This is a genomic window from Geovibrio sp. ADMFC3, from assembly GCF_054687035.1.
Genome location: NZ_BAAFZG010000002.1, coordinates 2623071 through 2647625, shown reverse-complemented (window position 1 = coordinate 2647625; position 24555 = coordinate 2623071). Strand labels below are relative to the sequence as shown.

20 protein-coding genes, 2 tRNA genes and 3 rRNA genes are annotated in these 24555 nt (G+C 45.2%); 10 read left to right on the top strand and 15 right to left on the bottom strand.

The features are described 5' to 3' along the window. Positions 1-7 precede the first annotated feature (7 nt). Genes ACYRYY_RS12925 through ACYRYY_RS12915 form a run of 3 tightly spaced genes read left to right on the top strand, consistent with a single transcriptional unit; the run spans position 8 to position 2491 of the window. Positions 8-568 carry an anthranilate synthase component II gene (locus ACYRYY_RS12925; protein WP_460216009.1) on the top strand — a complete coding sequence of 187 codons (561 nt, stop codon included), beginning with the start codon at positions 8-10 and terminating at the stop codon, positions 566-568. Beyond that, positions 552-1730, top strand: coding sequence for a chorismate-binding protein (locus ACYRYY_RS12920; protein ID WP_460216008.1), 1179 nt, complete (start codon positions 552-554; stop codon positions 1728-1730). Before ACYRYY_RS12925 ends, ACYRYY_RS12920 begins: the two co-directional genes overlap by 17 nt. After that, complete coding sequence (locus ACYRYY_RS12915) at positions 1727-2491, top strand: aminotransferase class IV (protein ID WP_460216007.1); 765 nt, start codon at positions 1727-1729, stop codon at positions 2489-2491. Before ACYRYY_RS12920 ends, ACYRYY_RS12915 begins: the two co-directional genes overlap by 4 nt. Here ACYRYY_RS12915 and ACYRYY_RS12910 read toward each other — a convergent pair. Further along, positions 2488-3495 carry a hypothetical protein gene (locus ACYRYY_RS12910; protein ID WP_460216006.1) on the bottom strand — a complete coding sequence of 336 codons (1008 nt, stop codon included), beginning with the start codon at positions 3493-3495 and terminating at the stop codon, positions 2488-2490. The two genes, ACYRYY_RS12915 and ACYRYY_RS12910, sit on opposite strands and share 4 nt — an antisense overlap. A gap of 374 nt (positions 3496-3869) precedes the next feature. On the opposite strand from ACYRYY_RS12910, the gene ACYRYY_RS12905 reads away from it, so the two are divergent. Then, the gene (locus tag ACYRYY_RS12905) at positions 3870-4910 is read left to right on the top strand and encodes a cytochrome-c peroxidase (RefSeq protein ID WP_460216005.1); all 1041 of its coding nucleotides are present in this window, start codon (positions 3870-3872) and stop codon (positions 4908-4910) included. A 140-nt stretch (positions 4911-5050) separates the two neighbouring features. Then, positions 5051-5908, top strand: a complete 858-nt coding sequence (locus tag ACYRYY_RS12900; RefSeq protein WP_460216004.1) for an epoxyqueuosine reductase — start codon at positions 5051-5053, stop codon at positions 5906-5908. Here the strand turns inward: ACYRYY_RS12900 and phnE (ACYRYY_RS12895) are convergent. The 5 genes from phnE (ACYRYY_RS12895) to phnD all read right to left on the bottom strand — a co-directional run bounded on the left by phnE (ACYRYY_RS12895) (position 5901) and on the right by phnD (position 9946). Further along, positions 5901-6716, bottom strand: a complete 816-nt coding sequence (phnE, locus tag ACYRYY_RS12895; RefSeq protein WP_460216003.1) for a phosphonate ABC transporter, permease protein PhnE — start codon at positions 6714-6716, stop codon at positions 5901-5903. The two genes, ACYRYY_RS12900 and phnE (ACYRYY_RS12895), sit on opposite strands and share 8 nt — an antisense overlap. Before the next feature lie 2 nt (positions 6717-6718). Beyond that, a complete protein-coding gene (gene phnE, locus ACYRYY_RS12890; protein WP_460216002.1) occupies positions 6719-7528 on the bottom strand; it encodes a phosphonate ABC transporter, permease protein PhnE in 810 nt (269 codons plus the stop codon). 2 nt (positions 7529-7530) lie between these two features. After that, positions 7531-8361 (bottom strand): phosphonate ABC transporter ATP-binding protein, encoded by an 831-nt coding sequence (phnC, locus tag ACYRYY_RS12885; RefSeq protein WP_460216001.1) that lies wholly within the window; start codon positions 8359-8361, stop codon positions 7531-7533. Between the two features lie 69 nt (positions 8362-8430). Further along, on the bottom strand, positions 8431-8859 hold the full coding sequence (tnpA, locus tag ACYRYY_RS12880; protein WP_460213496.1) for an IS200/IS605 family transposase: 429 nt from the start codon (positions 8857-8859) through the stop codon (positions 8431-8433). Positions 8860-8980: 121 nt separating this feature from the next. Beyond that, complete coding sequence (phnD, locus tag ACYRYY_RS12875; RefSeq protein WP_460216000.1) at positions 8981-9946, bottom strand: phosphate/phosphite/phosphonate ABC transporter substrate-binding protein; 966 nt, start codon at positions 9944-9946, stop codon at positions 8981-8983. Between the two features lie 200 nt (positions 9947-10146). Here phnD and ACYRYY_RS12870 point away from each other — a divergent pair, with 200 nt between their 5' ends. Continuing rightward, positions 10147-10758, top strand: coding sequence for a class I SAM-dependent methyltransferase (locus ACYRYY_RS12870; protein ID WP_460215999.1), 612 nt, complete (start codon positions 10147-10149; stop codon positions 10756-10758). A 55-nt stretch (positions 10759-10813) separates the two neighbouring features. Here the strand turns inward: ACYRYY_RS12870 and ACYRYY_RS12865 are convergent, their stop codons facing one another. From ACYRYY_RS12865 to crcB, 9 genes are all read right to left on the bottom strand, one after another. Continuing rightward, the gene (locus ACYRYY_RS12865; RefSeq protein ID WP_460215998.1) at positions 10814-12523 is read right to left on the bottom strand and encodes a GMC family oxidoreductase; all 1710 of its coding nucleotides are present in this window, start codon (positions 12521-12523) and stop codon (positions 10814-10816) included. 20 nt (positions 12524-12543) lie between these two features. Beyond that, positions 12544-13284, bottom strand: coding sequence for a gluconate 2-dehydrogenase subunit 3 family protein (locus ACYRYY_RS12860; RefSeq protein ID WP_460215997.1), 741 nt, complete (start codon positions 13282-13284; stop codon positions 12544-12546). Between the two features lie 431 nt (positions 13285-13715). After that, a 5S ribosomal RNA gene (gene rrf / locus ACYRYY_RS12855) occupies positions 13716-13833 on the bottom strand. 205 nt (positions 13834-14038) lie between these two features. Further along, positions 14039-16928, bottom strand: a 23S ribosomal RNA gene (locus tag ACYRYY_RS12850). Positions 16929-17120: 192 nt separating this feature from the next. After that, positions 17121-17193 (bottom strand) — tRNA-Ala (locus ACYRYY_RS12845). A gap of 66 nt (positions 17194-17259) precedes the next feature. Then, positions 17260-17333, bottom strand: a tRNA-Ile gene (locus ACYRYY_RS12840). Between the two features lie 154 nt (positions 17334-17487). Next, positions 17488-19039, bottom strand: a 16S ribosomal RNA gene (locus ACYRYY_RS12835). The 16S, 23S and 5S rRNA genes sit together here with 2 tRNA genes alongside, the layout of an rRNA operon. A 425-nt stretch (positions 19040-19464) precedes the next feature. Beyond that, positions 19465-20526, bottom strand: coding sequence for a chorismate synthase (gene aroC / locus ACYRYY_RS12830; RefSeq protein WP_460215996.1), 1062 nt, complete (start codon positions 20524-20526; stop codon positions 19465-19467). 11 nt (positions 20527-20537) lie between these two features. Beyond that, positions 20538-20906 (bottom strand): fluoride efflux transporter CrcB, encoded by a 369-nt coding sequence (gene crcB, locus ACYRYY_RS12825; protein ID WP_460215995.1) that lies wholly within the window; start codon positions 20904-20906, stop codon positions 20538-20540. An 88-nt stretch (positions 20907-20994) separates the two neighbouring features. Here crcB and ACYRYY_RS12820 point away from each other — a divergent pair, with 88 nt between their 5' ends. From ACYRYY_RS12820 to ACYRYY_RS12805, 4 genes are all read left to right on the top strand, one after another. Further along, positions 20995-21249, top strand: a complete 255-nt coding sequence (locus tag ACYRYY_RS12820; RefSeq protein ID WP_460215994.1) for a hypothetical protein — start codon at positions 20995-20997, stop codon at positions 21247-21249. Positions 21250-21324: 75 nt separating this feature from the next. Beyond that, a complete protein-coding gene (locus ACYRYY_RS12815; RefSeq protein ID WP_460215993.1) occupies positions 21325-23130 on the top strand; it encodes an HAD-IIIC family phosphatase in 1806 nt (601 codons plus the stop codon). Beyond that, the gene (locus ACYRYY_RS12810) at positions 23123-23350 is read left to right on the top strand and encodes an acyl carrier protein (RefSeq protein WP_460215992.1); all 228 of its coding nucleotides are present in this window, start codon (positions 23123-23125) and stop codon (positions 23348-23350) included. Before ACYRYY_RS12815 ends, ACYRYY_RS12810 begins: the two co-directional genes overlap by 8 nt. After that, a complete protein-coding gene (locus tag ACYRYY_RS12805; RefSeq protein ID WP_460215991.1) occupies positions 23350-24552 on the top strand; it encodes an AAC(3) family N-acetyltransferase in 1203 nt (400 codons plus the stop codon). The genes ACYRYY_RS12810 and ACYRYY_RS12805 overlap by 1 nt, the downstream gene beginning before the upstream one ends. Positions 24553-24555 lie beyond the last annotated feature (3 nt).

Here is a 24555-nt window from a genome sequence, read left to right as displayed (position 1 = left end):
GAAAATATTGATTTTTGCGGTAATATCGTTCATTTATTTGCAGATGAAAATAATCATATCAGACAACAATGACAGCTTTACACATAACCTTGCCCACCTTGTTTTCAGGGTTTCAGGTTTTGAGCCCGAGGTTATCCCGTGGATGAAGCTTGGACAGAGCAAATTACCGGAAGCCGGACACTTGTTCATCTCACCCGGTCCCGGCTGCCCTGCTGAGTATCCCCTTTACTCGTTCATAACTGCGCTTCATGTTCCGGTCACCGGAATATGTCTGGGTATGCAGATTCTCAATGAAATACACGGCGGTCAGACAATGCGTGCCCCTGAACCTGTACACGGAAAAACAGATACAATAATCTGGCAGAATAATTCGTACACTGTCGCCCGCTACCACTCCCTCTATTGCGGCAGCGTGGCGGAATGTTTTGATATAACGGCAGAAAACACCGAAGGTCTGCCGATGATTATTCGTCACAAAACAAAACCGTTCACCGGATTCCAGTTTCATCCGGAATCTTTTCTCACCGAAAAAGGGGAGGAATTCATAAGATATGCATTGGCAAAGTGATCTGCTCCGGCGGTTATCAGCAAAATACAAAACAGATATCCTCTGTAACGGCGATGAATGTACATGTTTTATCGAGCCTGTCAGTACATTGGAAATAAATGAACACACCCCAAAGGATGAGATTAAGAATTTTGCTTTCAACAAAGGCACAGCAGCAGGCTTTTTGTCATATGACTACGGCATGTTTCTGCGTGGCGTGAAATCATCTAAAAAAAGTAACTTTCCCTTCGGTGTACTGAAGAAATACTCATCGGAAATAACCTTTTCCAATAACGATATAACCGGAGATACCGACCTGCTGAAAAACCTCCCGCAAGTGCCGCAGCATAGGCATATAAGCCGGAATAATAAAATTACCTCATCTGCTGATATGGCTAAATACACAGCGGGGTGCAGACGCACCCTTGAGGAGATTAAAAACGGCAATACATACCAGCTCAATTACACAATGTCCCACTCCTTCAAAGACCCTGCATTTGAACCTGTAAATGAGTTTTTCCGCCTAAGCGGAGACTCCCCCGCAGCATTCACCGCATACTTTGACGCTGGACAGCATAAGATACTGAGCAGTTCACCGGAAAGATTCATAAAAGTTAAAGACGGACAGATATTAAGCCAGCCGATAAAGGGAACTCTGTACACATTAACAGACGAACCGGAGGAGACAGCAAAACTCACCGAAAATCCTAAAGAATGTGCCGAACTGGCAATGATCATCGACATGATCCGCAATGATATAAGCATAAACTCCGTTTTCGGCTCAGTGCAGGTCAGCGGGTTTAAGTCAGTTTTCCGTGTAAACAGCCTGCTCCAGATGTACGGCAACGTCACCGGAACACTTAAAAAGGGTTCGGATGTTATCGATTTGCTCCTTGACGCATTTCCCGGCGGTTCTATAACTGGCTGCCCTAAAAAACGAAGCATGGAGATAATAGATACTCTCGAACCATTTTCCAGAGGTCTGTATTGCGGTAGTATGATAAAGATCAGCAGTGAGAAGGATATGGATTCATCAATCTGCATAAGAACCGGAATTTTTGATACGAGTGAAAAAACATTCACTTTTTATTCCGGCAGCGGTATAGTCAGTGATTCGGATCCGCAGTCTGAATATAAGGAAACCATGAACAAAGCGGAAAAATTTATGGAGGTTTTCGGATGATTATATACAGGAACGGAAAACTTACTGAACCCGAAGAAAGATTCGGTCTGCCTGCCACAAAATACGGTTTTGGCTTCTTTGAGTCAATCCTCTATAACGGCAAAGAAATCTGCCACCTTGACAGACATCTGAAAAGGCTTAGAGCTTCCCTTGAGGAATACGGATGCAGGTTCAGAGAGCTGGACTACGAACAGCATATGCTGAACGTTATAGAAGCTAACTCACTGAACGGCAAGCGGGCCAAAATAAACATATACTCCTTTGAAATCAACCCCGAAGGGGACACTGAAACAGATATAAGTGCCTATGAATACACCACAGATATCAGTGAATACAGGCTGAATATTCATGACCGTCACCAGATTTCACACCTTAACAGGCATAAATCAATGAACTGGGCACACCCTTTTCTTGCACTGAAACGTGCCGTCAAAGGCGGATATGACAACTCTCTGCTGATAAGTGAGGATAACGAGGTCTACGAGGCGGCTTCAGGGGCAGTTCTTTTCAAGCAGGGAAACAAGTTCGTCACAACTCTCCCCGACAACCGCCTGAACAGCATAAGCCTTGAGATAGCAAAAGAGATTCTGCCCGTTGAAGAGCGTGAAGTACGCCTATGGGAACTGGAAGACTTTGAAAGCTGCTATTTTCTCAACTCAATGATTGGCGCAAAGCCCGTTTCCTGCGTCTCCGTATTCACTTTTGAACCGGATCATGAAACAGCAGATAAGATAACCGCCAAGGTGTGCAGAAACGGCTAATTATCTGCAAACATAGCCTTAATCACATCATGGTTTGAGAAAACCACATCAGGGTTATGCCCCACTCTGTCAAGCAGCAGCCATTTGTGGCTGGGACATGCTCCGCCATTTACTTTTTCAAGGTGATGGCGGAACAGCAGCGCCCGCTCAAACCTGTTTTTCCCCTGAATCTCTGCTCCGCATGAGTTGTCCAGAGAGAGTGACCTGCCGATATTCTGTCTTCCGACTACGAATACCATATGCCTGTGCAGCAGATTGCTTCTTATGTCCTGCTGCTGTATTCCGTCACCATAGCCGTATATACCGTCAAGTCCGTATTTATATGAATTATAAGAAAAACAACCGGTTATCTGTGACTGTGCCAGTGTGGTTATACGTCCGTTTTCATCTTTGAAACGTTCTTTGTTAAGATAAAGATAGCTGGAAGGATTAGCCGCAACATAAGTAAACTTGACACCCCTTGCACCCAGCCGGTTTTCTATCATATTCATAGCGGCAAACTGAATTACAAACTGCGCCCCGCCGCCGTGACCTGCGATTATAACTTTTTTCAGAGTATCGGAATTTTTACTGTAAAAGTAATCAATCATCATCTCAAGCACGCTGAAGGAGGTTACTGATGGGAAATTTTTGTTTAATCCGCTGCTGAGAGAATAGCCGCCGCCTCTCCACCGTCTGTCCCAGAACAGCATGCCCTTTTCTCTGTCAACCACACGCCTTTCCAGAAACTGCGGCGCAACTACGGCAGTTCTGCCGTTTCCTGCCACATCCGCAGCATAATGACCCTTGCTCATGAATGAAACAGGGTTGAGTGAATCATCATGTATCATTATAAGGAGTACATCTGTGTTTTCAGCGTTAAGATTTCCCTCATATGGTATCGTGACATCTGTTCCTGCGGCTTTGAACGTGAATCTTCCTTCGGCTATGGGTATATTACCGCTGTATAGTTTCTTCATCTCGCCGCAGCCGGAAGCAGCAGCCAGAATTAAAACCGCAAGCAAGCACCTCCGCAAAAAACAAGCGGAAGAAAATTTTACTGAAAACATTCCCATACCCCCGGAAAAGAGTGTCGCCCGAACACAGAATCATTAATATACAGCCTGCACTGGTTTCCCACCACGGAAAAATTCAAGTTAGCATAATGTTCACATAAGTATCTGAAAATTACTGACAAAATCAGTTCATATTAATTTTATGCAAAAAATATACATATATAGTTATAAAAAGTGTTAAAATTTTTTCAGAGGATTCCTTCTTCACTATTAATAATTAAAATTAACACAATTTTAGTCGAAATTTTTTTTCGTAAAATAAATATTATCATTTAAAAATTTTTGTGTTATAGTCCGAACATCAACTAAGGAGGTTTATTTATATGAGAAAAAAACTCTTATCTATGCTTGTGTTAATGGCGGCACTCGTTGTATCCGGTCCTGCGTTTGCGGAAAAACTTCAGGAAGATGCCAACGGAATTTTCAAACCCATTCCTTATGCGCCCCCTGCGCTTAAAGATAACCCTATGACTCTTGACAAGGTTGAACTGGGCAAAATGCTTTTCTTTGAACCCAGACTTTCAAAAAGCAGTCTTCTCAGCTGTAACACCTGTCATAACCTCAGCTTCGGCGGTGATGACTATCAGGAAACTTCCATAGGTCACGGCTGGCAGAAAGGACCCAGAAACGCTCCCACTGTTCTTAACTCTGTTTTCAACCTTGCCCAGTTCTGGGACGGAAGAGCGGCTGACCTTAAAGAACAGGCAAAAGGACCGGTTCAGGCGTCTGTGGAAATGAACAGCACCCCCGACAGAGTTGTTGTTGTTCTCAAAAGCATGCCCGAATATACTGAACTTTTCAAAAAAGCTTTCCCCGGCGATAAAGACCCCGTAAGCTTCGACAATATGGCAAAAGCCATAGAAGCCTTTGAAGCAACACTCCTTACTCCCGATTCAAAGTTTGACCTTTACCTCAAAGGCGATAAAAACGCCCTCAACAAAGACGAGAAAAAAGGTCTTGAACTTTTCATAAACAAAGGCTGTGCTGACTGTCACGCCGGCGTTAACATGGGCGGAGAAGACTACTACACATTCGGCGTTGTTGAAAGACCCGACTCAAAAATAGTTTCAGGTGACAAGGGAAGATTCTCTGTTACTAATACAGCGTCAGATGAATATGTTTTCAAATCACCCAGCCTCAGAAACATAGAGTACACAGCACCCTACTTCCACTCCGGTAAAGTATGGAGCCTTGAAGAAGCTGTGGCAATAATGGGTTCTGCCCAGCTCGGCATTTCCCTCACAGATTCCGATAGCAAGCTTATAACTGCTTTCCTCAAAACACTTACAGGTGTTCAGCCCAAAGTGGATTACCCCGTGCTTCCTCCTTCAACGGATGCCACTCCGAAGCCTGAATGGAAATAAGACCTGACTGAAGAAGAACCAATCTGAAAAACCGCTCCTGCTGGGGGCGGTTTTTTTTGTCCGTTTTACTGACGGCAGAAAACAGGCTGTTTGACTTAAATAGATTGCTGTATTAATATATTCGCAGGCAGGAAATACAAATGGCAAATGCGGATCTTAAAAACAGTATTATTAAATTTATACATAGATACACCGAAACATCCGGTGAAAATCATCTTCACGCCATTAACGAAAAAGCGTGGGCATCTCCCCTTGTGGGATTTGCTTCCGGTGCGGATCCGCTTTTTGATAAATACCGAGAAATGATAGGTGAATTCTACTGGACTCCTGCTGATGCCATGAAAACCGCCTACCCTGATTCGGATTTTAACCCTGACAACCTCACTGTGGTCTGCTGGGTTCTCCCGCAGACTGATGAAACAATTGAAGAGCAGAAAAAAGCCACTCTCCTTCCATCGAGAAGATGGATTTTTTCGAGGCTCCACGGTGAAAACTTCAATAACCAGTTAAGAGATGATATTCAGAAATTCTTTCAAGGGCAGGGAATCAGAGCTGTCTCCCCCACAATTGCAGAAGAATGGGCATACCAGCAGTCAGACTCCGCCGGAATCTGCTCCAACTGGTCTGAAAGACACGCCGCCTACGCAGCGGGACTTGGTACATTCAGCCTCTCTGACGGTTTTATAACCGATGTCGGCATTGCCGTCCGCATAGGCTCTGTGATAATTGAAGCCAAACTTGAGCCTGATGTGAGGTTATACGACCACCATTTAGGCAACTGCCTGTTTCATGCCAAAGGAAAATGCAAGGCGTGCATAAAACGATGCCCCGCCGGAGCAATTACCGAAGAAGGGCATGATAAAGAAATCTGCATGAAGTATATCAGGGAAATAACTGTCAGATATACTGAAAAGGTCACAGGATTCAAAGTCAATGCCTGCGGTCTTTGTCAGGCGGGTGTGCCGTGCGAAAGCCGCAACCCCATGAAACCTAAATAAGCCTGCTCCTTATCTTGGCGGAGATCCACTCACTCGCAACAACAGTAATAAGCACAGCTATCAGAATCAGGGATACCTGAGACCAAGCCAGTATGCTCAGAGATGAGCTGAGGTTCAGCCCTATTCCCCCTGCCCCTACATATCCGAGAATCGTTGACTCCCTTATATTAATATCCCATCTGTAAAGGCTTATCCCCGCAAAAGCAGGCATAATCTGCGGTACAATGCCGTATGAAAAAACCTGCGCCGGAGCTGCTCCCGTAGCAGTCACAGCTTCCACCTGTGTTTTATCTATCTCTTCAATCGCCTCATAAAGAAGCTTCCCTACAAAGCCTATTGAACGGAGGGCAATGGCTATGATGCCCGCCAGTATCCCCGGTCCGACTATTGTTACCAAAAGAATCGCCCATATCAGAGAATTAACAGATCTGCTTGAGACAAGAATCACCATAGCAAGCGGGCGGACAAGCCTTTTGCTTGGTGTGGTGTTCAGTGCAGCGGCAAAAGCCACGGGCACTGCAATAATTACCCCAAGCAGAGTACCCAGAGTGGCGATATTCAATGTATCCCACAGAGGCTTCCAAAGCTTGTCCATATACTCAAGCTTCGGCGGGAACATCCTCATCAGCATCAGACGAAGCTGTTCGGGTGCATCTGCTGCAAAGACCCACATGGTTTTCGCTGATATACTCTGCCAGCAGAAAAAAACAATCATGACGGCTATAAACCAGCCGAACCAGATAACGAGCTGTTTTTTTGAATCACGAGGAACCCAGCACACTGCCCCGTTTTTTTTCATCAGCGGCATATCTATTGAAGCCTCTTTCTTATTATTCCGGAGACATATTCGGCACACATAACAATGACAATGATTATTATAAGTATCGCCGCCGTTGTGTCATACTCGTATCTGTCAATGGATGTATTCAAAGTTGCCCCTATTCCGCCCGCACCAACTATGCCTATAACGGCAGACTCTCTGAAGTTTATATCTAACCTGTAAACCGAAAGCCCTATGAGCCTCGGCATAACCTGCGGCTGAACACTCCATGTGAGAATCTGGAAAAAGCCCGCCCCTGTGGAGCGTATGGCTTCTGTCTGTACGGGATCTATATCCTCAATATCATCAGCCAGAAGCTTCGCAAGAAAGCCCACTGTTGCAAATGTAAGAGTGAGCATTCCGGCAAGCACCCCGAAGCCGAACATCGCAACAAAAAAAATCGCTATTATCACTTCAGGAAAAGTTCTGGAAACAGTGATTATGCTCCTGCAAATGAAGTAAACCGGAAAAGGAGCTATGTTTCCCGCCGCTCCCACACCAACAGGGATGGAAAGAATTATTCCGACAGCAGTCGCCACAACTGTCATTGCGATGCTTTCCAATATTCCTTCAAAAATTTCTGCGGATCTTGAGAAGAAATCAGGCTGAAGAAACGAGCCGAGAAAGGCAAGCCCTCTGCCCATTCCCTCCTGTACCCTGACCCAGTTGACATCAACTGACGACAGCGCCAAAGCTATATAAATAACCCCCGCAAGGATCAAGGTTATGCGGAGAGGTGTATTTTCAATAATTTTCCTTTTTTCCCAGCGTACACCGCCGGCAGACTGAACAAGAGGCATCGCTAATCGTTTGCCAGAGCATAATCCATGCTCTCCATATGCTTGTGTTCACGCACCTGAGCAGACACTTTCTTTTTATCAGCATTGCCGCTCCAGTCCTCCTCACCATATATTTCCGTGAGGATTGTATCATTCAGCTCATCAGGCGTATCGTCAAAAACAACTCTCCCCTTACGGAGACCGATGATCCTGTCGGAAAACATCTTAGCCAGCCCCACATCATGCAGGTTAATAACAGCCAGAAGGTTTCTTTCGGAGCAAAGCTCCTTTATCAGCCTCATTATCTGCCTTGCCGTCTTGGGATCAAGACTGGCGGTTGGTTCATCAACAAGGAGCAGGTCAGGCTCCTGAAGCAGCGCTCTGGCTATGCCTACCCTCTGCCTCTGACCGCCGGAAAGGGCAGCAGCCCTTTTATCAAAATGTTCCGAAAGCCCCACACGCTCAAGCAGGTTCAGAGCCTTTGCAACATCTCCGGATGAAAACTTCCTGAACCAGCTCTTCCAGAAACCCATATATCCTAGCCTTCCAGAGAGTATGTTCTCCATAACAGTCAGTCGCTCAACAAGGGCATATTCCTGAAATATCATTCCTATTTTTCGTCTTGCCCTACGCAGTTCAGTCCCTTTAAGTGATGCTATGTTTTTTCCGTTGACGTCAATGCTGCCTGATGTAGGTTCAACGAGCCGGTTTACACAACGAATCAGCGTGCTTTTACCAGCACCGGATGGTCCGATTAATGCTACAATCTCGCCTTTGTCAAATCTAAGGCTGACTCCGTTCAGGGCGAGATCTCCGCTTCCATATTTCTTTATAAGATTCTCTAATACCAGCATTTTTCTTCCATATAGATACCCCCGGGTAAACCCGGGGTTCTATGCTTTCGCCATGCTATCGCATGTTTTTTACAGCTCAATCTTGAGCTGTCCTGAATCCTGTTGCCCTTGCATTTCGACGTAATTTTTAATTACGTCTTCATTCAAACCAATACTGCTAACGAAGTAGCCTGGCGACCACACTATATTTTCATTCCAGTATACTTTTTCTAACCAATCAAAAAATTTTCGCATACGGGAAGCCAATTGGCTTTTTAATCTACCCATAACATCTGAAATACTATATTTGGGAGGAATAATTATAACCATATGCAAATGATCTAAGTCAAAGCCAATGGCTTCTATTTCAACGCCAGGCATACTTCTCAATAAACTGGGCAACGTTTTACGAATATAAGAACAGACACCAGGCTTCAGGATCTTTCGACGGTATTTACAAACCCAAACTACATGATATTTCAAGTAATAAGCACTGTGAGAGGTCTTAATGATTTCCATAGAAAAGTATACCGTCGAAAGGCTCATTCATCCACGCTTAAAAGCGTGGTGTTCTGTCTTCGACCGCATAAAAACAAGCGGCAGAGAGAAACTCTCCGCCGCCTATTTCCCCTGTCAGGTTTTATTTGCAGTCGTAAGTAACACCGTTTGCGGCATCAATCTTTCTTATTACATCCCAATGCTCCTTGAAAGTAATTGGGAGAAACTTGTCTTCAGCTTTGAATTCAGCTTTCAGAGGTGAATTTGTCCAGTCGTAAGTAAAAAATGCCTGTTTGATCTTTTCCGCCAGTTCAGGTTTAAGATTGTAAACATGACCATAACCTGTGGTGGGGAATGTCTGAGATTTATAAATTGAACGAATTTTTGTTCCGTCCACAACCTTTCTGTCAATCATTCTTTTCATTACAGAGTTGGCTATGGCTGCTGCGTCATAATCTTTATTAACAGCACCAAGAATCGAGTTGTCGTGCTTTCCACTGAAGGCTGTTTTAAAATCCTTGTCAGCCTCAAGCCCGAATTCACTTTTAAGAAGAGCAGAAGGAGCCTTGAAGCCTGAATTTGATGTGGGAGAAGTAAATGCAAGGGTTTTGCCTTTCAGATCGCTTACGCTTTTGATTCCACTGTCAACATGAGTAATAATCTCCATCTCATACCCGTAGGAATTGTCTGCTGCTGCCATCATTGCAAAAGGTACAAAACCTGCACAGTTAACTGCTATAGGGTTTGAGCCAGTATTAAAACCTGCCACATGGAGCCTGCCTGATCTCATCGCCTCTAACTGAGCAGCATTTGACTGCACAGGGAAAAACTGTACCTTTTTACCAGTCGTTTTTTCCATATGCTTAAGAAAACTGTCCCACACTCCTCTGTACACTTCAGGATCCTCAACAGGAGTATAGCTGAAAATTATTACGGAAGGGTCAATAAGCCCTTTTGTATCAGATGGAGTATCAGCAACCAGATCACCGTTGCGATCGCAGAACTTTTTATCAAGTTGACCTCTGGGACAGTTTTCCGCCAGTCCCGCTGAAAATGACATAATTACTAAAGCTGCAACCACCAGCATTCTTGTTATAAGCTTTTTCATAAACTCTCCTCCGATGAAATACATTGATATCTGATCAGTCATCAGCATAATGATATTTATTTTTATCCTCCCTGTGTCAGGGCAATGTTATAAATTTATAAAATCACGGATATAATATTTTTGACTTTTCTGTTTGCATTCAGCCTGAATGCGCTATATAAAAATGTATATAACGATTAAATAACTCTGAAAGGTTGGATATGAATAAAGCACAGGAATTCGACAGAATAGCCACAGAAATTTTTGCACCGCTTTATCCTGTTGTTGCACAACAGATAGTTGAAAGATGCGGAATAACGAAGGGTACATGCCTTGATGCCGGCTGCGGAGGCGGTATGCTCGGTTTTTCTATCCTTGAACAGACAGCAATGAAGATGATTTTTGCCGATATAAATCCGGATGCAATAGAGATTGCAATCAGCAGAGCATCAGACAAAGGGATGTCATCAAGAGTTAGAGGAGTTGTCTGTTCCGCTGAGGACATGCCTGTTGATGATGCAAGTGTGGATCTTGTGATCAGCCGTGGTTCCGTTTGGTTCTGGGAAGATCACGAAAAGGCATTTTCTGAACTGCTCCGCATCCTCGCCCCGAAAGGGAAAATATATATAGGCGGCGGTTTCGGTACAAAAGAGATTTTTGAGCGGATTGATAAAGAAATGAGTAAGGAAAACCCTCAGTGGCGGGAGAATGTACGAAAGAAGTTCACACGGGAACATACGCCGGAAAGTATTGCAGAATCGTTCACAAAGCTTGGAGCAACATGCACAATCATAGATGATGACTCCGGACACTGGGTTATAGCTGAGAAATAAGGAAAAAGCCCCGAATCCTGAACGGAAACGGGGCTTTAATTTTAATACACTTCGGTTAAACCAGTGAACCGCCCTTTTTGTGATACTTGATTACGCCTTCTGCACATCTGTATGCAAGCGCTCCCACAGTTCCGGTAGGGTTACATCCACCGTTATGAGGAAAGTTGCCGGCACCAACAACAAAAAGATTTTCAGCATCCCAATGCTGCAAATATGTATTCACAACACTTTCATCAGGGTTACAGCCCATAATAGTTCCACCAGTATTATGCGTTGTCTGGTAAGGAACAATATTATAGTCCTTGCCGTTCGGTTTGAGATTAATTGACTTTGCCCCCATATTTTTAACGATTTCTTCTATTTTCGTTGTTAAATAGGCAAAAAGCGCTCTGTCCTGCTCAGTAAAGTTATAGGTCATTCTGAGCAGCGGCAAGCCGTAAGCATCTTTGTAAGTGTCATCAAGAGAAAGATAGTTATCTCTGTGCGGCATAGATGCACCCTGAGCTCCAACTCCTAAGGCTTTGTTAAAGTTATGGATAGATGCCTTTTTAAATTCAGCTCCCCACGAAGGAGTCCCGGCAGGCACAGGGTTAGTTTCGATCGGTCTTTTACCGCTCTGAAGCATGGAGATAAGCCCTCCATGGATAAAGTTAAGACCGGAGTGATCAAAGTTGTCTCCGTTATAATCGTCAATTCCGATCGCAAGGGCCCCCGCTCCGGCAAAAATATTCATTTCTTCGTCAAAGAAACCTGTCGCTCCGGGTGTAATCTGATAACAGTAATTTTTACCAAGAGTGCCCTTTCCTGTGGAAGGATCATACATTTCGCCGATATTTGAAACCATGAGAAGTTTGGCATTATTCATAACATAGCTTCCAAGAACAACTATGTCAGCAGGCTGTATAAACTCTTCCTGTGTGAGAGTATTAATGTATCTCACACCCACAGCCTTGTCCCCTTTCATGAGGATTTCCACAACGTTTGAATTGCACCGCAGATCAAACCTGCCGGTTTTCTGCGCCGTGGGGATAACAGTGTTTATAGGGCTGGCTTTTGCATTATACTCACAGCCAAACCGTTCGCAGTATCCGCAGTATTCACACGGATTGAGTGCTTCACCGTCTGGATTGGTGTATGATTGGGAAGCAATACCCGCCGGAAGAACATAAGGATGGCAGCCGGACTTCATTGCACCTGCCTCAAACTTTTCCATTATCGGTGTTTTTATCAATGGCGGCAAAGGATAAGGGGTTGATCTTTTACCGTCAAAAGGGCTGACAGAAGCACCTGAAACACCCAAAACGTTTTCAAATTTAGCAAAATAGGGCTCAAGTTCGTCATAGCTCAGCCCCCAGTCCTGAAGAAGATACTCTTCTGACAGTTTATTCCCGTAGCGCTCTTTAGTGAGTGTCTTAATTTGAAAGTCGTAAGCTGAAAATCTGAAATTAAGTCCATTCCAATGAACACCGGCTCCGCCTAGTCCGTCTCCAAGAAGAAACGAGCCAAGCTTTCTCATTGGCAACGCTTTCATATCCTTGTTATTTCTGAATGTGATTGTTTCTTTTGACAAATCCTGCATTAAACCGTAGTTAACAGCATAACGCCATTCATCATGGATCTCCATAAAGTCTTCAACAGTTCTGTAACCACCTCTTTCAAGCCCGACAACGCTTAAACCAGCTTTAGTACATTCTGCGGCGACTACACCGCCTGTAAAACCAACTCCAATTGTAACAACATTTACATTTTTAAGAATTTTAGCCATAATAATATTCCTCAGACTGCTCAATACATATCCGAAAGGGACATAGGTGCGATGTTTTCAAATTTGCCGCTAGTCATAATATCGTAATAGCTCATCTGAGCCCCGGGATACTTCTTCATACGCCAGCCATTCATAGAGTTATTACCACTGTATATAGGATCAGCGTAAACACCGGCTATAACAGCACTGCGAAGCACTGAGAAAAAGTAGGACGAAGTAAAGCCTTCTGTCTGAATCGAACCGGATTCGCACATTTTGAGGATCTGATCTTTTTCAGTGTCTGACAGATCAGGAAAGTTTTTCTTGAATACAGTTTGCGACTGTTTATTTAAGGCAAGCAGCCCTTGTATAAATAAATCTTTTTTAAACAATGCAGTCTGGTAACCTTGGGTGGGCGCACCCTGAGAGAATGGACCTGACATGTACTCTCTTGCATTATTACCAAACGCACCGGCTAACTGATTGTCGATGAAAAAAGGGACTCCAAGTTCTTTTGCGCCGGGACCGTTTTCATCTTTAGGAAAAATTCTTTCGGAAGCTTCTGATAAAGTTGAAAATTCCAAATCGTTGGTAAAAAACATTCTGCCTTTAGGTGATGTCTTGGAGTTTTCAGATGAAACAGGAGCAGTATGATGTGTTTCAGCCGCTTGGCTTTCAACCGGGGCAGCACTAAGAATACCCCCGCTCAGAGCTGCCGCACCTGCAGCAATACCCGTTGCTTTCAAAAAACTTCTGCGAGTCATTTCAGACTTTTTTGACATAGTTGCCTCCTTATGTCATGCGTATAGATCATACACATAAACTAGGATATACCTTAATGAGGACTGTTAGCAACAGCTTGAAGATAATATAATTGCAACATATTGTAATATTAAGTAGGAGTTAAATTTACAAATGAAGCGCACACTCCTTGTGTGCGAGGGAGAACATGTCAGAAGAACGACACAAACAAGAAAGCCCGACATCTTTCGATATCGGGCTTTTCCGTATATTTAATCCCTGGCGGTGACCTACGTCTGTCTTACCCTGCAAACGGTAACATCCTGTTCCGTTTGCGCACACGCTCATGCCGCATACAATGCGGCTTCGCTCCTGAAGCGCACACTCCTTGTACGTGGGAGAGGATGTCACAAGAATAATAGAAACAAGAAAGCCCGACATCTTTTGATATCGGGCTTTCCGTATATTTAATCCCTGGCAGTGACCTACTCTCCCATGCTCTCTCTTAGCAAAGTATCATCGGCGCTGGAGGACTTAACTTCTGTGTTCGGAATGGGGACAGGTGTAACCCCTCCGCTAAGACCACCAGGGAATTCTTATTCTATTTATAGTTCGTAAAAAGATTCGTCCTGAACTTTTTACTCACTCGCAGCCTGCGGAGCATAGCTCCTTGCTGCTCTCACTTCGCTGAAACCTCACAGAATTCTCTGCTACGGTCCGCTCCGTGGGACACATCCAGTGTCCTTTCATTTTTTGTATAGGCTGTAAGATATAAGGGAAACTCTTTCGACACGCTACGCTAAGCCCATCGCGCTATTAGTACTGGTTAGCTCAACACCTCACAGTGCTTACACACCCAGCCTATCAATCTTGTAGTCTCCAAGTGCGCTCAGGGGAGATCTTATCTTTAGGTTAGTTTCCCGCTTAGATGCTTTCAGCGGTTATCTATTCCAGACTTGGCTACTGGACCGTGCTCCTGGCGGAACAATCCACGCACCAGAGGTCTGTCCAACCCGGTCCTCTCGTACTAGGGTCAGATCCCATCAAATCTCCTGCGCCCGCAGCGGATAAGGACCGAACTGTCTCACGACGTTCTGAACCCAGCTCGCGTACCACTTTAAACGGCGAACAGCCGTACCCTTGGGACCTACTTCAGCCCCAGGATGTGATGAGCCGACATCGAGGTGCCAAACCTCCCCGTCGATGTGAACTCTTGGGGGAGATCAGCCTGTTATCCCCGGCGTACCTTTTATCCGTTGAGCGATGGCCCTTCCATGCGGAACCACCGGATCACTAAAGCCTGCTTTCGCACCTGCTCGACTTGTAGGTCTCGCAGTCAAGCATCCTTATACTTTTACACTCGACAGTTGGTTTCCGACCAACCTGAGGATACCTTCGCGCGCCTCTGTTACTCTTTCGGAGGCGACCGCCCCAGTCAAACTACCCGCCAGACAATGTCCCTACGGCTACACACCGTCCAGGTTAGATATTCAGCACCAAAAGGGTGGTATTTCAAGGGCGACTCCACGCAAACTAGCGTCCACGTCTCTACGTCTCCCACCTATCCTACACATTTAATACCAAATATCATTGCCAAGCTGTAGTAAAGGTGCACGGGGTCTTTCCGTCCTGCTGCGGGTAAACGGCATTTTCACCGCTAATGCAACTTCGCCGAGATTCCAGTTGAGACAGCGCCCAGATCGTTACGCCATTCGTGCAGGTCGGAACTTACCCGACAAGGAATTTCGCTACCTTAGGACCGTTATAGTTACGGCCGCCGTTTACTGGGGCTTCAATTCAATGCTTCGCTTGCGCTGACATCTCCTATTAACCTTCCAGCACCGGGCAGGCGTCACACCCTATACATCCTGTTGCCAGTTAGCAGAGTGCTGTGTTTTTGATAAACAGTCGCCTGGGCCTCTCATCTGCAACTCCTTTCACCTACTGGAGCAAGTCCATTCAATTACTAGGAGCCCACCTTATCCCTAAGTTACGGTGGCATTTTGCCGAGTTCCTTAACTGGAGTTATCTCGAACGCCTTGGGATTCTCTCCCTACCTACCTGTGTCGGTTTGCGGTACGGTCTGCTATGTACTCCTTAGAGGTTTTTCTCGGAAGCATGGTATCAACAGCTTCATCTTCATTACAAAGACTCGTCATCAGTTCTCAGAATTATTCCAGCGGATTTGCCTACCGGAACTCCCTACAACCTTAAACCGGGACGTCCAACACCCGGACTGCCTAACCTTCTCCGTCACCACATCGTCAAACGCACATATACAGGTACAGGAATGTTGACCTGTTTCCCATCGACTACGGTTTTCACCCTCGCCTTAGGGGCCGACTAACCCACCGCGGATTACCCTGCCGGTGGAAACCTTAGGTTTTCGGCGAAAGGGTTTCTCACCCTTTTTATCGCTACTAATGCCTGCATTATCTCTTCAACACGCTCCAGCAATGCTTGCCGCATTACCTTCAAAGCTGTGCAGAATGCTCCTCTACCACTAGTATAAATACTAGTCCGCGGCTTCGGTGGTATGCTTAGCCCCGCTATATCTTCGGCGCAAAAACACTAGACCAGTGAGCTGTTACGCTTTCTTTAAAGGATGGCTGCTTCTAAGCCAACCTCCTGGCTGTTTCAGTATTCTCACATCCTTTACCACTTAGCATACACTCCGGGACCTTAGCCGGCGGTCTGGGCTCTTACCCTCTCGACTACGGACCTTCTCACCCGCAGTCTCACTCCCATGCTCTAACCTGTCAGTATTCGGAGTTTGTCAAGGTTCGGTAAGCGGTATGCCCCCTAGCCAAAACAGTGCTCTACCCCCAACAGGGAACGCATAAGGCTGCACCTAAATGCATTTCGAGGAGAACCAGCTATCACCAAACTTGATTGGCCTTTCACCCCTATCCACAGGTCATCCGAAAACTTTTCAACGTTTACCGGTTCGGACCTCCATAACCTATTACAGTTACTTCATCCTGCCCATGGATAGATCGTCTGGCTTCGGGTCTACCGCATGCAACTTGCGCCCTATTAAGACTCGGTTTCCCTACGGCTGCGCATAACTGCTTAACCTTGCTGCATACGATAACTCGCAGGCTCATTATGCAAAAGGCACGACATTACATCATAAGATGCTTTGACGGCTTGTAGGCAAATGGTTTCAGGTTCTATTTCACTCCCTTAACAAGGGTTCTTTTCACCTTTCCCTCACGGTACTGGTTCACTATCGGTCGATGACACGTATTTAGCCTTAGGAGATGGTCCTCCCAGATTCCCACAAAGCTTCTCATTCTCCGTGGTACTCGGGGACACCGCTAGCCGCAATTCACTTTCGCATACGGGACTATCACCCTCTTTGGTCAGCCTTTCCAGACTGTTCTACTAGATTCATGCGTACATGTTGCAGGCCCCACAACCCCTAGCCCGAAAGCTAGGTTTAGGCTCTTCCGGTTTCGCTCACCGCTACTTACGGAATCGTTATTACTTTCTTTTCCTTCAGGTACTGAGATGTTTCACTTCCCTGAGTTCGCTCCCTCATAGAGGGTGTTTAGGGTTTCCCCATTCGGAAATCTGCGCATCAATGCCTGTTAGCGGCTTCGCGCAGCTTATCGCAGCTTGCCACGTCCTTCCTCGCCGGTCATCGCCAAGGCATCCACCATTTGCCCTTAGTAGCTTAACTTTATTATTTATGCATCGTCTACTCGAGCTTCCCTTATCTCTTACAGCCTATTCAATTGTAAAACAACTTATACAGATGTGCCGAACACACCCAAGTTACTCGATGAGATTATGAAACAAATTCATAACCTTACCAAAAAACTTTTAAACATCTACCTACCCATCGCCATCAGAATCCATAAAAGAAATCTAATGGAGGTGAGGAGGTTCGAACTCCTGACCCCCGCCTTGCAAGGGCGGTGCTCTCCCAGCTGAGCTACACCCCCGGGTAAGACTTACAACTAATACCAACTCCAATTACTGTCAGCATTAGCTTTAAACCTTAAATCACATGGGCCTAGGTGGACTCGAACCACCGACCTCACGCTTATCAGGCGTGCGCTCTAACCGTCTGAGCTATAGGCCCTAATTAGCTGAAAGTTGTTCAACTGAACACCGTTCAACTAATTAGGCCTAATATACGCCTTATATAAATAATTAAGGCCGGTCCGAGATTGTTATCATATAAACCTAATACTCAATGGAGCAGTATCAGGATTTCTATTTGATTCTTTCCTTAAAAAGGAGGTGATCCAGCCACACCTTCCGGTACGGCTACCTTGTTACGACTTCACCCCAGTTACCAACTATACCATAGACGGCTCCCTCCTAAAAGGTTAGGCCACCGGCTTCAGGTACGGTCGACTCCCGTGGTGTGACGGGCGGTGTGTACAAGGCCCGGGAACGTATTCACCGCAGTTTTGCTGACCTGCGATTACTAGCGATTCCGACTTCATGCAGTCGAGTTGCAGACTGCAATCTGAACTGAGGCGTACTTTATGGGATTCGCTTGACATCGCTGTCTTGCTGCCCTCTGTATACGCCATTGTAGCACGTGTGTAGCCCCGGACATAAGGGCCATGATGACTTGACGTCGTCCCCACCTTCCTCCGCCTTGTCGACGGCTGTTCCTCTAGAGTGCCCGGCATTACCCGATGGCAACTAAAAGCAGGGGTTGCGCTCGTTGCGGGACTTAACCCAACACCTCACGGCACGAGCTGACGACAGCCATGCAGCACCTGTCATTCAATTCTTACTGAAAGTAAGCACTACAATATCTCTATCGTATTTTGAAGATGTCAAACCCGGGTAAGGTTCTGCGGTTAGCATCGAATTAAACCACGTGCTCCACCGCTTGTGCGGGCCCCCGTCAATTCCTTTGAGTTTCAGTCTTGCGACCGTACTCCCCAGGCGGGATGCTTAATGCGTTAGCTTCGGCACTGAATGTGGTTACATCCAACACCTAGCATCCATCGTTTACAGCGTGGACTACCAGGGTATCTAATCCTGTTTGCTACCCACGCTTTCGCTCCTCAGCGTCAGTTACCAGCCAGTATGCCGCCTTCGCAACCGGTGTTCCTCCCTATATCTACGCATTTCACCGCTACACAGGGAATTCCGCATACCTCTCTGGCACTCTAGCAATGTAGTTTCAAAAGCCTTACAACAGTTGAGCTGTTGCCTTTAACTCCCGACTTACACTGCCGCCTACGAGCTCTTTACGCCCAGTGACTCCGAACAACGCTTGCCCCCTCCGTATTACCGCGGCTGCTGGCACGGAGTTAGCCGGGGCTGCTTCTGTGGGTACCGTCAATCATAACCCAGTTACTGATTATGCAGTTCTTCCCCACTGAAAGTACTTTACGACCCGAAAGCCTTCATCATACACGCGGCGTTGCTGCGTCAACCTTTCGGTCATTGCGCAAAATTCCCCACTGCTGCCTCCCGTAGGAGTCTGGACCGTGTCTCAGTTCCAGTGTGGGCGGCCACCCTCTCAGGCCGCCTAGTCATCGTTGCCTTGGTAGGCCGTTACCCTACCAACTAGCTAATGACACGCGAGACCATCCCAAAGCGACAGGTTGCCCCGCCTTTTCCCACAAATAACTAAACCCGTGGGCTTATCCGGTATTAGCACAAATTTCTCTGTGTTGTCCCAATCTCCGGGGTAGGTTTCTCACGCGTTACTCACCCGTTCGCCAGTGTACTATCGCCCGAAAGCGAATTCCCCTAGACTTGCATGTGTTAAGCACGCCGCCAGCGTTCGTTCTGAGCCAGGATCAAACTCTCCATCCAAACTCATTTTATATTCCTTTTCTCGGACCGGCCTATTCTAATGTCGAACAACTACTCTGTTTTCTGCTGCCAGTCTCTCAACCGGCGGAAGAACTTTATAAAGAATCTCGAAGAGGAAGTCAACCACTTTTTTTAAAAAGTTTTTAACCAATCTCCAAAACGAAACATCCTTCTGTTAAACAACTTTCTTCCCGCGCCCCGCAGCGTTCAGGCTCGCAGCGCAAGGATTGTTGTTATAAGGAATTTCGCCAAGGAAGTCAACATCTTTTTTAAAAAGTTTTTAACAACCCAAACGACTTATTCTTCTGTCAAACAAACTCTTCTACTCTCTCCCCTGCGATACCGAACCAATCAAGTTCGTCTCCGTGGGGAAAGTTGTTATACGAAATACCGCCTTCTAAGTCAATATCTTTTTTAAAAAAAATTTAAAAAAGATTACGACCCGCATTATCAGCCATCATCATATCTACCAGAACCATTGCTGACATTGCTTCGGCAACGGGAACAACCCTGGGAGCGACACAAGGATCGTGCCTTCCTTTAGTGATTATCTCCTTTTCATTGCCGAAGAGATCGATTGTTTTCTTGGGAACAGTTATTGATGAAGCAGGCTTAACAGGAAATCTGAAGACTATGTCCTGCCCTGTGGTGATACCGCCGAGGGTACCTCCTGCATTATTTGAAAGGAAGCCGTATTTGGATATTTCATCGTTATTTTCGCTTCCCCTGAGCGTAGCCGACTCAAAACCTCTGCCGAATTCAATTCCTTTTACAGCAGGTATTGAGAGGATCGCCTTTGCAAGCTCTGCTTCGATACGATCGAATACAGGCTCGCCTATTCCCACGGGTACACCCTTTATAATAACTTCAACAACCGCTCCTATGGAGTCGCCTTGTTCTGAAACATTTAATATAAGACTTCTCATCTTTTCCGCAATATTCTTGTCAGCGCATCTCACAGGATTTTTTTCAATATAATCCGCATCAAAATCCACTGCTTTAATATCTCCAACCTGCTTAACATGACCTGTGATGCTTATTCCTTTTTTGGCGAGAAGCTTTTTAGCCACTGCTCCGGCGCATACTCTGCCTATTGTTTCTCTGGCGGAGCTTCTGCCGCCTCCTCTGTAATCACGGAAGCCGTACTTTGAAGTGTAAGTAAAATCAGCATGACCGGGGCGGAAAAGATCTTTAACCTCACTGTAGTCTTTGGACCTCTGGTTCTCATTATATACAAGCATCATTATGGGATGTCCTGTGGTTTTACCCTCAAACATTCCGCTGTGGAACTCCACCTTGTCCTTTTCATCTCTGGGAGTGCTGACATCGCTCTGCCCCGGACGGCGGCGGTCAAGCTCACGCTGAATGTCCTCTTCTGTGAGTTCCAGTCCAGCCGGACAACCGTCAAGCACAACGCCAACCGATTTTCCATGGCTTTCACCGAAGGTTGTTATCCTGAAATTTCTGCCGAATATACTTCCACCCATTATATATGCTCCTATTGTTTCACCAGCCAGATTCCGATAAGGGCGGCAATCAGGCTGAGAAAAAGATTTGCGAATACGTTTGCCGAACCGGCGAGATACCTGCCTTCATCAAAAAGCAGAACTGTTTCAACACTAAATGTAGAAAATGTTGTGAATGCTCCTAAAAAGCCTGTGCCCAAAAGAAGCCGGAAATTTTCCCCGGAGGTGCTGCGAAAAAAAAGCGCTCCGATTACGCATCCGAGGAAAAAAGAACCGGACACGTTTACAAAAAGAGTGCCCAAGGGAAATCTGCCTCCAAATAAAAGAAGAGAAGCCCTTGAAACTCCGTAACGTGCTATAGCACCAAAAAAACCGCCTAATCCGATAAGAAGAACTTTCAACGAACCCTGCCCGCCGCCTGTTCCAGCGGCTGAATTTATTTACAACATTTCCGTTTACTTATCCGTATTATGCACATATATATTAACCATGACAGACATTCAAGGCATAATAGTTGTAATATGTATTGCGGCGGTGATTCTGAATCTGCCGTTCGGTTATTTAAGGCGTTTTACCAGAAGGTTTTCTCTGGCGTGGTTTGCCTGTATTCATATACCTATTGTATTTATAGCTATCATAAGGATCAGCACCCACACTCCGTGGGCATTTGCTCCGTTGTTTCTGGCTTTGGGGATTATGGGGCAGATAATTGGTCACAGGCTTCCAATCGGGCAGAAGGAATGACTTCTAATCCCAATTGAAGATCACAGGAATATAGTATAAAATTCCCTCAAGTCTACAGATGTGTTAAGAGGGAAAATGAAATCAATCCGTAAAGAGATTCTGCTTAAAAACCCGGAAACCCTTGTTCAGTGCATCTCAGAATATAAAAAAATCAGCAGTGAACTCGAACCCCTGCCCGTTAATATAAAAATAGCCTCCGTATGTTCTTTTACATTGAGAGGTTTTGATACCGCCATAAGCTTTTACTGCGCAAAAGAATCACTTAAATCAGACGTTTATTCCGCACCTTACAATTCATATTCGCAGGAGATACTTAATCCCGAAAGCGGACTGTACGCTTTTTCACCTGACATTGTATTTCTTTGGCTGGACACTCACAGCCTTGCCGGTGACTCTTATTTCAATCCATTAAACAAATCAGCAGACGAATGGCGGGCATGGGCGGAAGAGACTGCTGAGAATCTTCTGACGCTGATAAGCAGATTAGAAAACGGATCAAAAGCTGCCATAGTTGTCCATTCCCTTGAGAAACCAGTGTTTTCACCTATAGGGATACTTGAAAAGAAACAAAAATATGGAATTTTCACCGCTGTTGATTACATAAATGAGAGGCTGACATCGTTTGCATACGAAAATGCAGGCGTATTTGTTTTCGATACTGACTCATTTTATATGAAGTACGGCAGGGGAAATCTGTTCTCGCTTAAATGGTACTACCTTGGTGACATGAAGATATCTCCGGACTCAATTTTAAAAATAAGCTCTGAATACATGGCATATATTCTGCCTAGGGCGGCAAAAAACAAAAAATGTATTGTCCTTGACCTTGACAACACCCTTTGGGGAGGAATCATAGGTGAAGATGGAATAAGCGGCATAAAACTTGGTCCAAGTCCCGACGGCAGATGCTTCAGCGAGTTTCAGCAGATGCTTCTTGCGTTGTTCAAGCGAGGCATAATCCTTGCAGTCAACAGCAAAAACAACCCTGAAGACGCACTAAACGCCATAAAGAACCATCCGTATATGATTCTACGTGAAAAACATTTTGCTGCTATGAGAATAAACTGGAATAACAAGGCTTCAAATCTTGCTGAGATAGCCTCTGAGCTGAATATCGGAACAGACAGCCTAGTTTTTTTTGATGATGACCCTGCCAACAGGCAGCTTGTGCGGGAACTTATGCCGGAGGTTGAGGTTCCGGAGATGCCCTCCGACCCTGCCTACTATCCTTCTGTGCTGCAAAACATGGTTCATTTCAACACACTTAACCTCACCGAAGAAGATTATAAAAAAGGTGAAATGTATTATACGGAAAAACAGAGGAAGAGTCTGCAAAACACATCTTTCAGTCAGGATGATTTTGTGCGTTCCCTTGATTTGAAGCTGACGGTAGCATCAAATTCTCCGATGGATCTGCCCAGGGTCTCACAGCTGACCCTTAAAACAAACCAGTTTAATATGACCAGTTTCAGATACACTGAAGACGATATTAAAAAGATTATCAGCGAAGGCGGAACAGCTTACAGCGTGCGGGCTCAGGATAAGTTCGGCGATTACGGCATCATAGGTGCAGCAATAGTTAGAGACAGTACAGATACAAGGCGTATTGATACTTTTCTCCTTAGCTGCCGGATAATCGGGCGTTCTGTTGAAGATGCACTTTTTGTCGCCTTGGTTAGTGACGCAGTGCAGAAGGGCATACATAAATTATCTGCTGAATTTATTCCATCGGCAAAGAACGCCCCTGCGAAGGATTTTTATTCAAAAATGAATGGCAGAAGAACTGAAACAGAAAGTGGAATACTCTGGGAATGGGTATATGAAAAAGCACCGGTATTTCCGGATATTCTGACAGTAATACGGGAGAATCAGAATGACTGACAGGGAAAAACTTATAAATATTTTTGCAGAAATAACAGGAACTGATGTGCCGGAAATTAATGACAATCTGCAGCGCTCCGAATGTGAAGGCTGGGATTCGTTTAACCATCTGCTGATCATTTCAGAGATTGAAAGCACTTTTGGGAAGTCCATCAAATCGTCTGATGTGGAAAAAATCAATTCTTTTAAAGATTTAGCAGAAATATACGGAATGTCTTAATGGATTTTAATAATATAAAAATCGGTGACAAAGCTGAATTCTCCGTTACCTTGACGGAAGAACTGCATGATTCATTCCGGCTGATAAGCGAAGATAATTCTGCTATCCACACCAGCAGAAGTTTTGCAGCATCCACAAAATTCGGAAATAAAATAGGTTACGCAGGATTTCTCCATGCCCTGCTCTCACGCATGTACGGAGAATATCTGCCCGGCGGGACTTCAGTTTGCATAAAGCAGAGTGCCTCTTACCCGAATCCGTTTTACATAGGGGAAACCCTCACGGTGTATTCCGAAGTTCTCTCAAAATCCGAAGCAACAAAGTTTGTGGAAATAAAGACTGAAATTAAAAACGACTCCGGTAAAAAAGTGTTTACCGGAACAGGAACGGTTATGGCTGTATTCCAAAAACACGAAACCACGCCTCTTTTTCAGCATGAAAGCGATATATACGGGGCAGATATAACTGAAGCACTCCGAAAAAGCGGAATAAGAGAAGGAGATACTTTGTTCATCCATTCAGATATAGCTGTTTTCGGTAAACTGAAATGCAGAGACAGAGGACTTCTTCTTGACGGGATACTAAACAGCATACGCAAAGCAGCAGGACCTGAAGGAACTATTGTAATGCCTGCATTCACATACAGCTTTTGTAAAGGCGAGGATTTTGAGACAGAGAAAACACCCTCAACCGTTGGCATACTTACAGAACATTTCAGGAAGCAGCCGGAAACCATACGTTCCTCTCACCCGATATTTTCTGTAGCAGCCGAGGGTCCGAAAGCATCTGAAATGATCGATACGGATATGGATTCCTTCGGGGTAAAATCTTCGTTTGCTAATCTTGTAAAACTTGACGGCAAGCTGGTTTTCTTCGGCGCAAGCGTTCACTCTATCACTTTTATCCACCATATTGAACAAATGCACGGCATACCATACAGATATATGAAAACCTTCAGCGGAAATATAATTCAAAAAGGTCAGGTATCACCCGCTGAATCGACTTTCCTTGTACGTTATCTGGATAAAAGTGTTGTTCTTGATACTGCTCTCTTTGAGGAAAGACTCCTAAGGGAAGGAAAAATGACAGAAATTGGTCTTGGGGCGGGTACTATAAAAACTGTTTCAGCAAGGGATGCTTTTGAAACGGGCATGAAAATGCTGGATGAGAATATCTTTTCTTTTCTCAAAGAGCCGGTATAAACG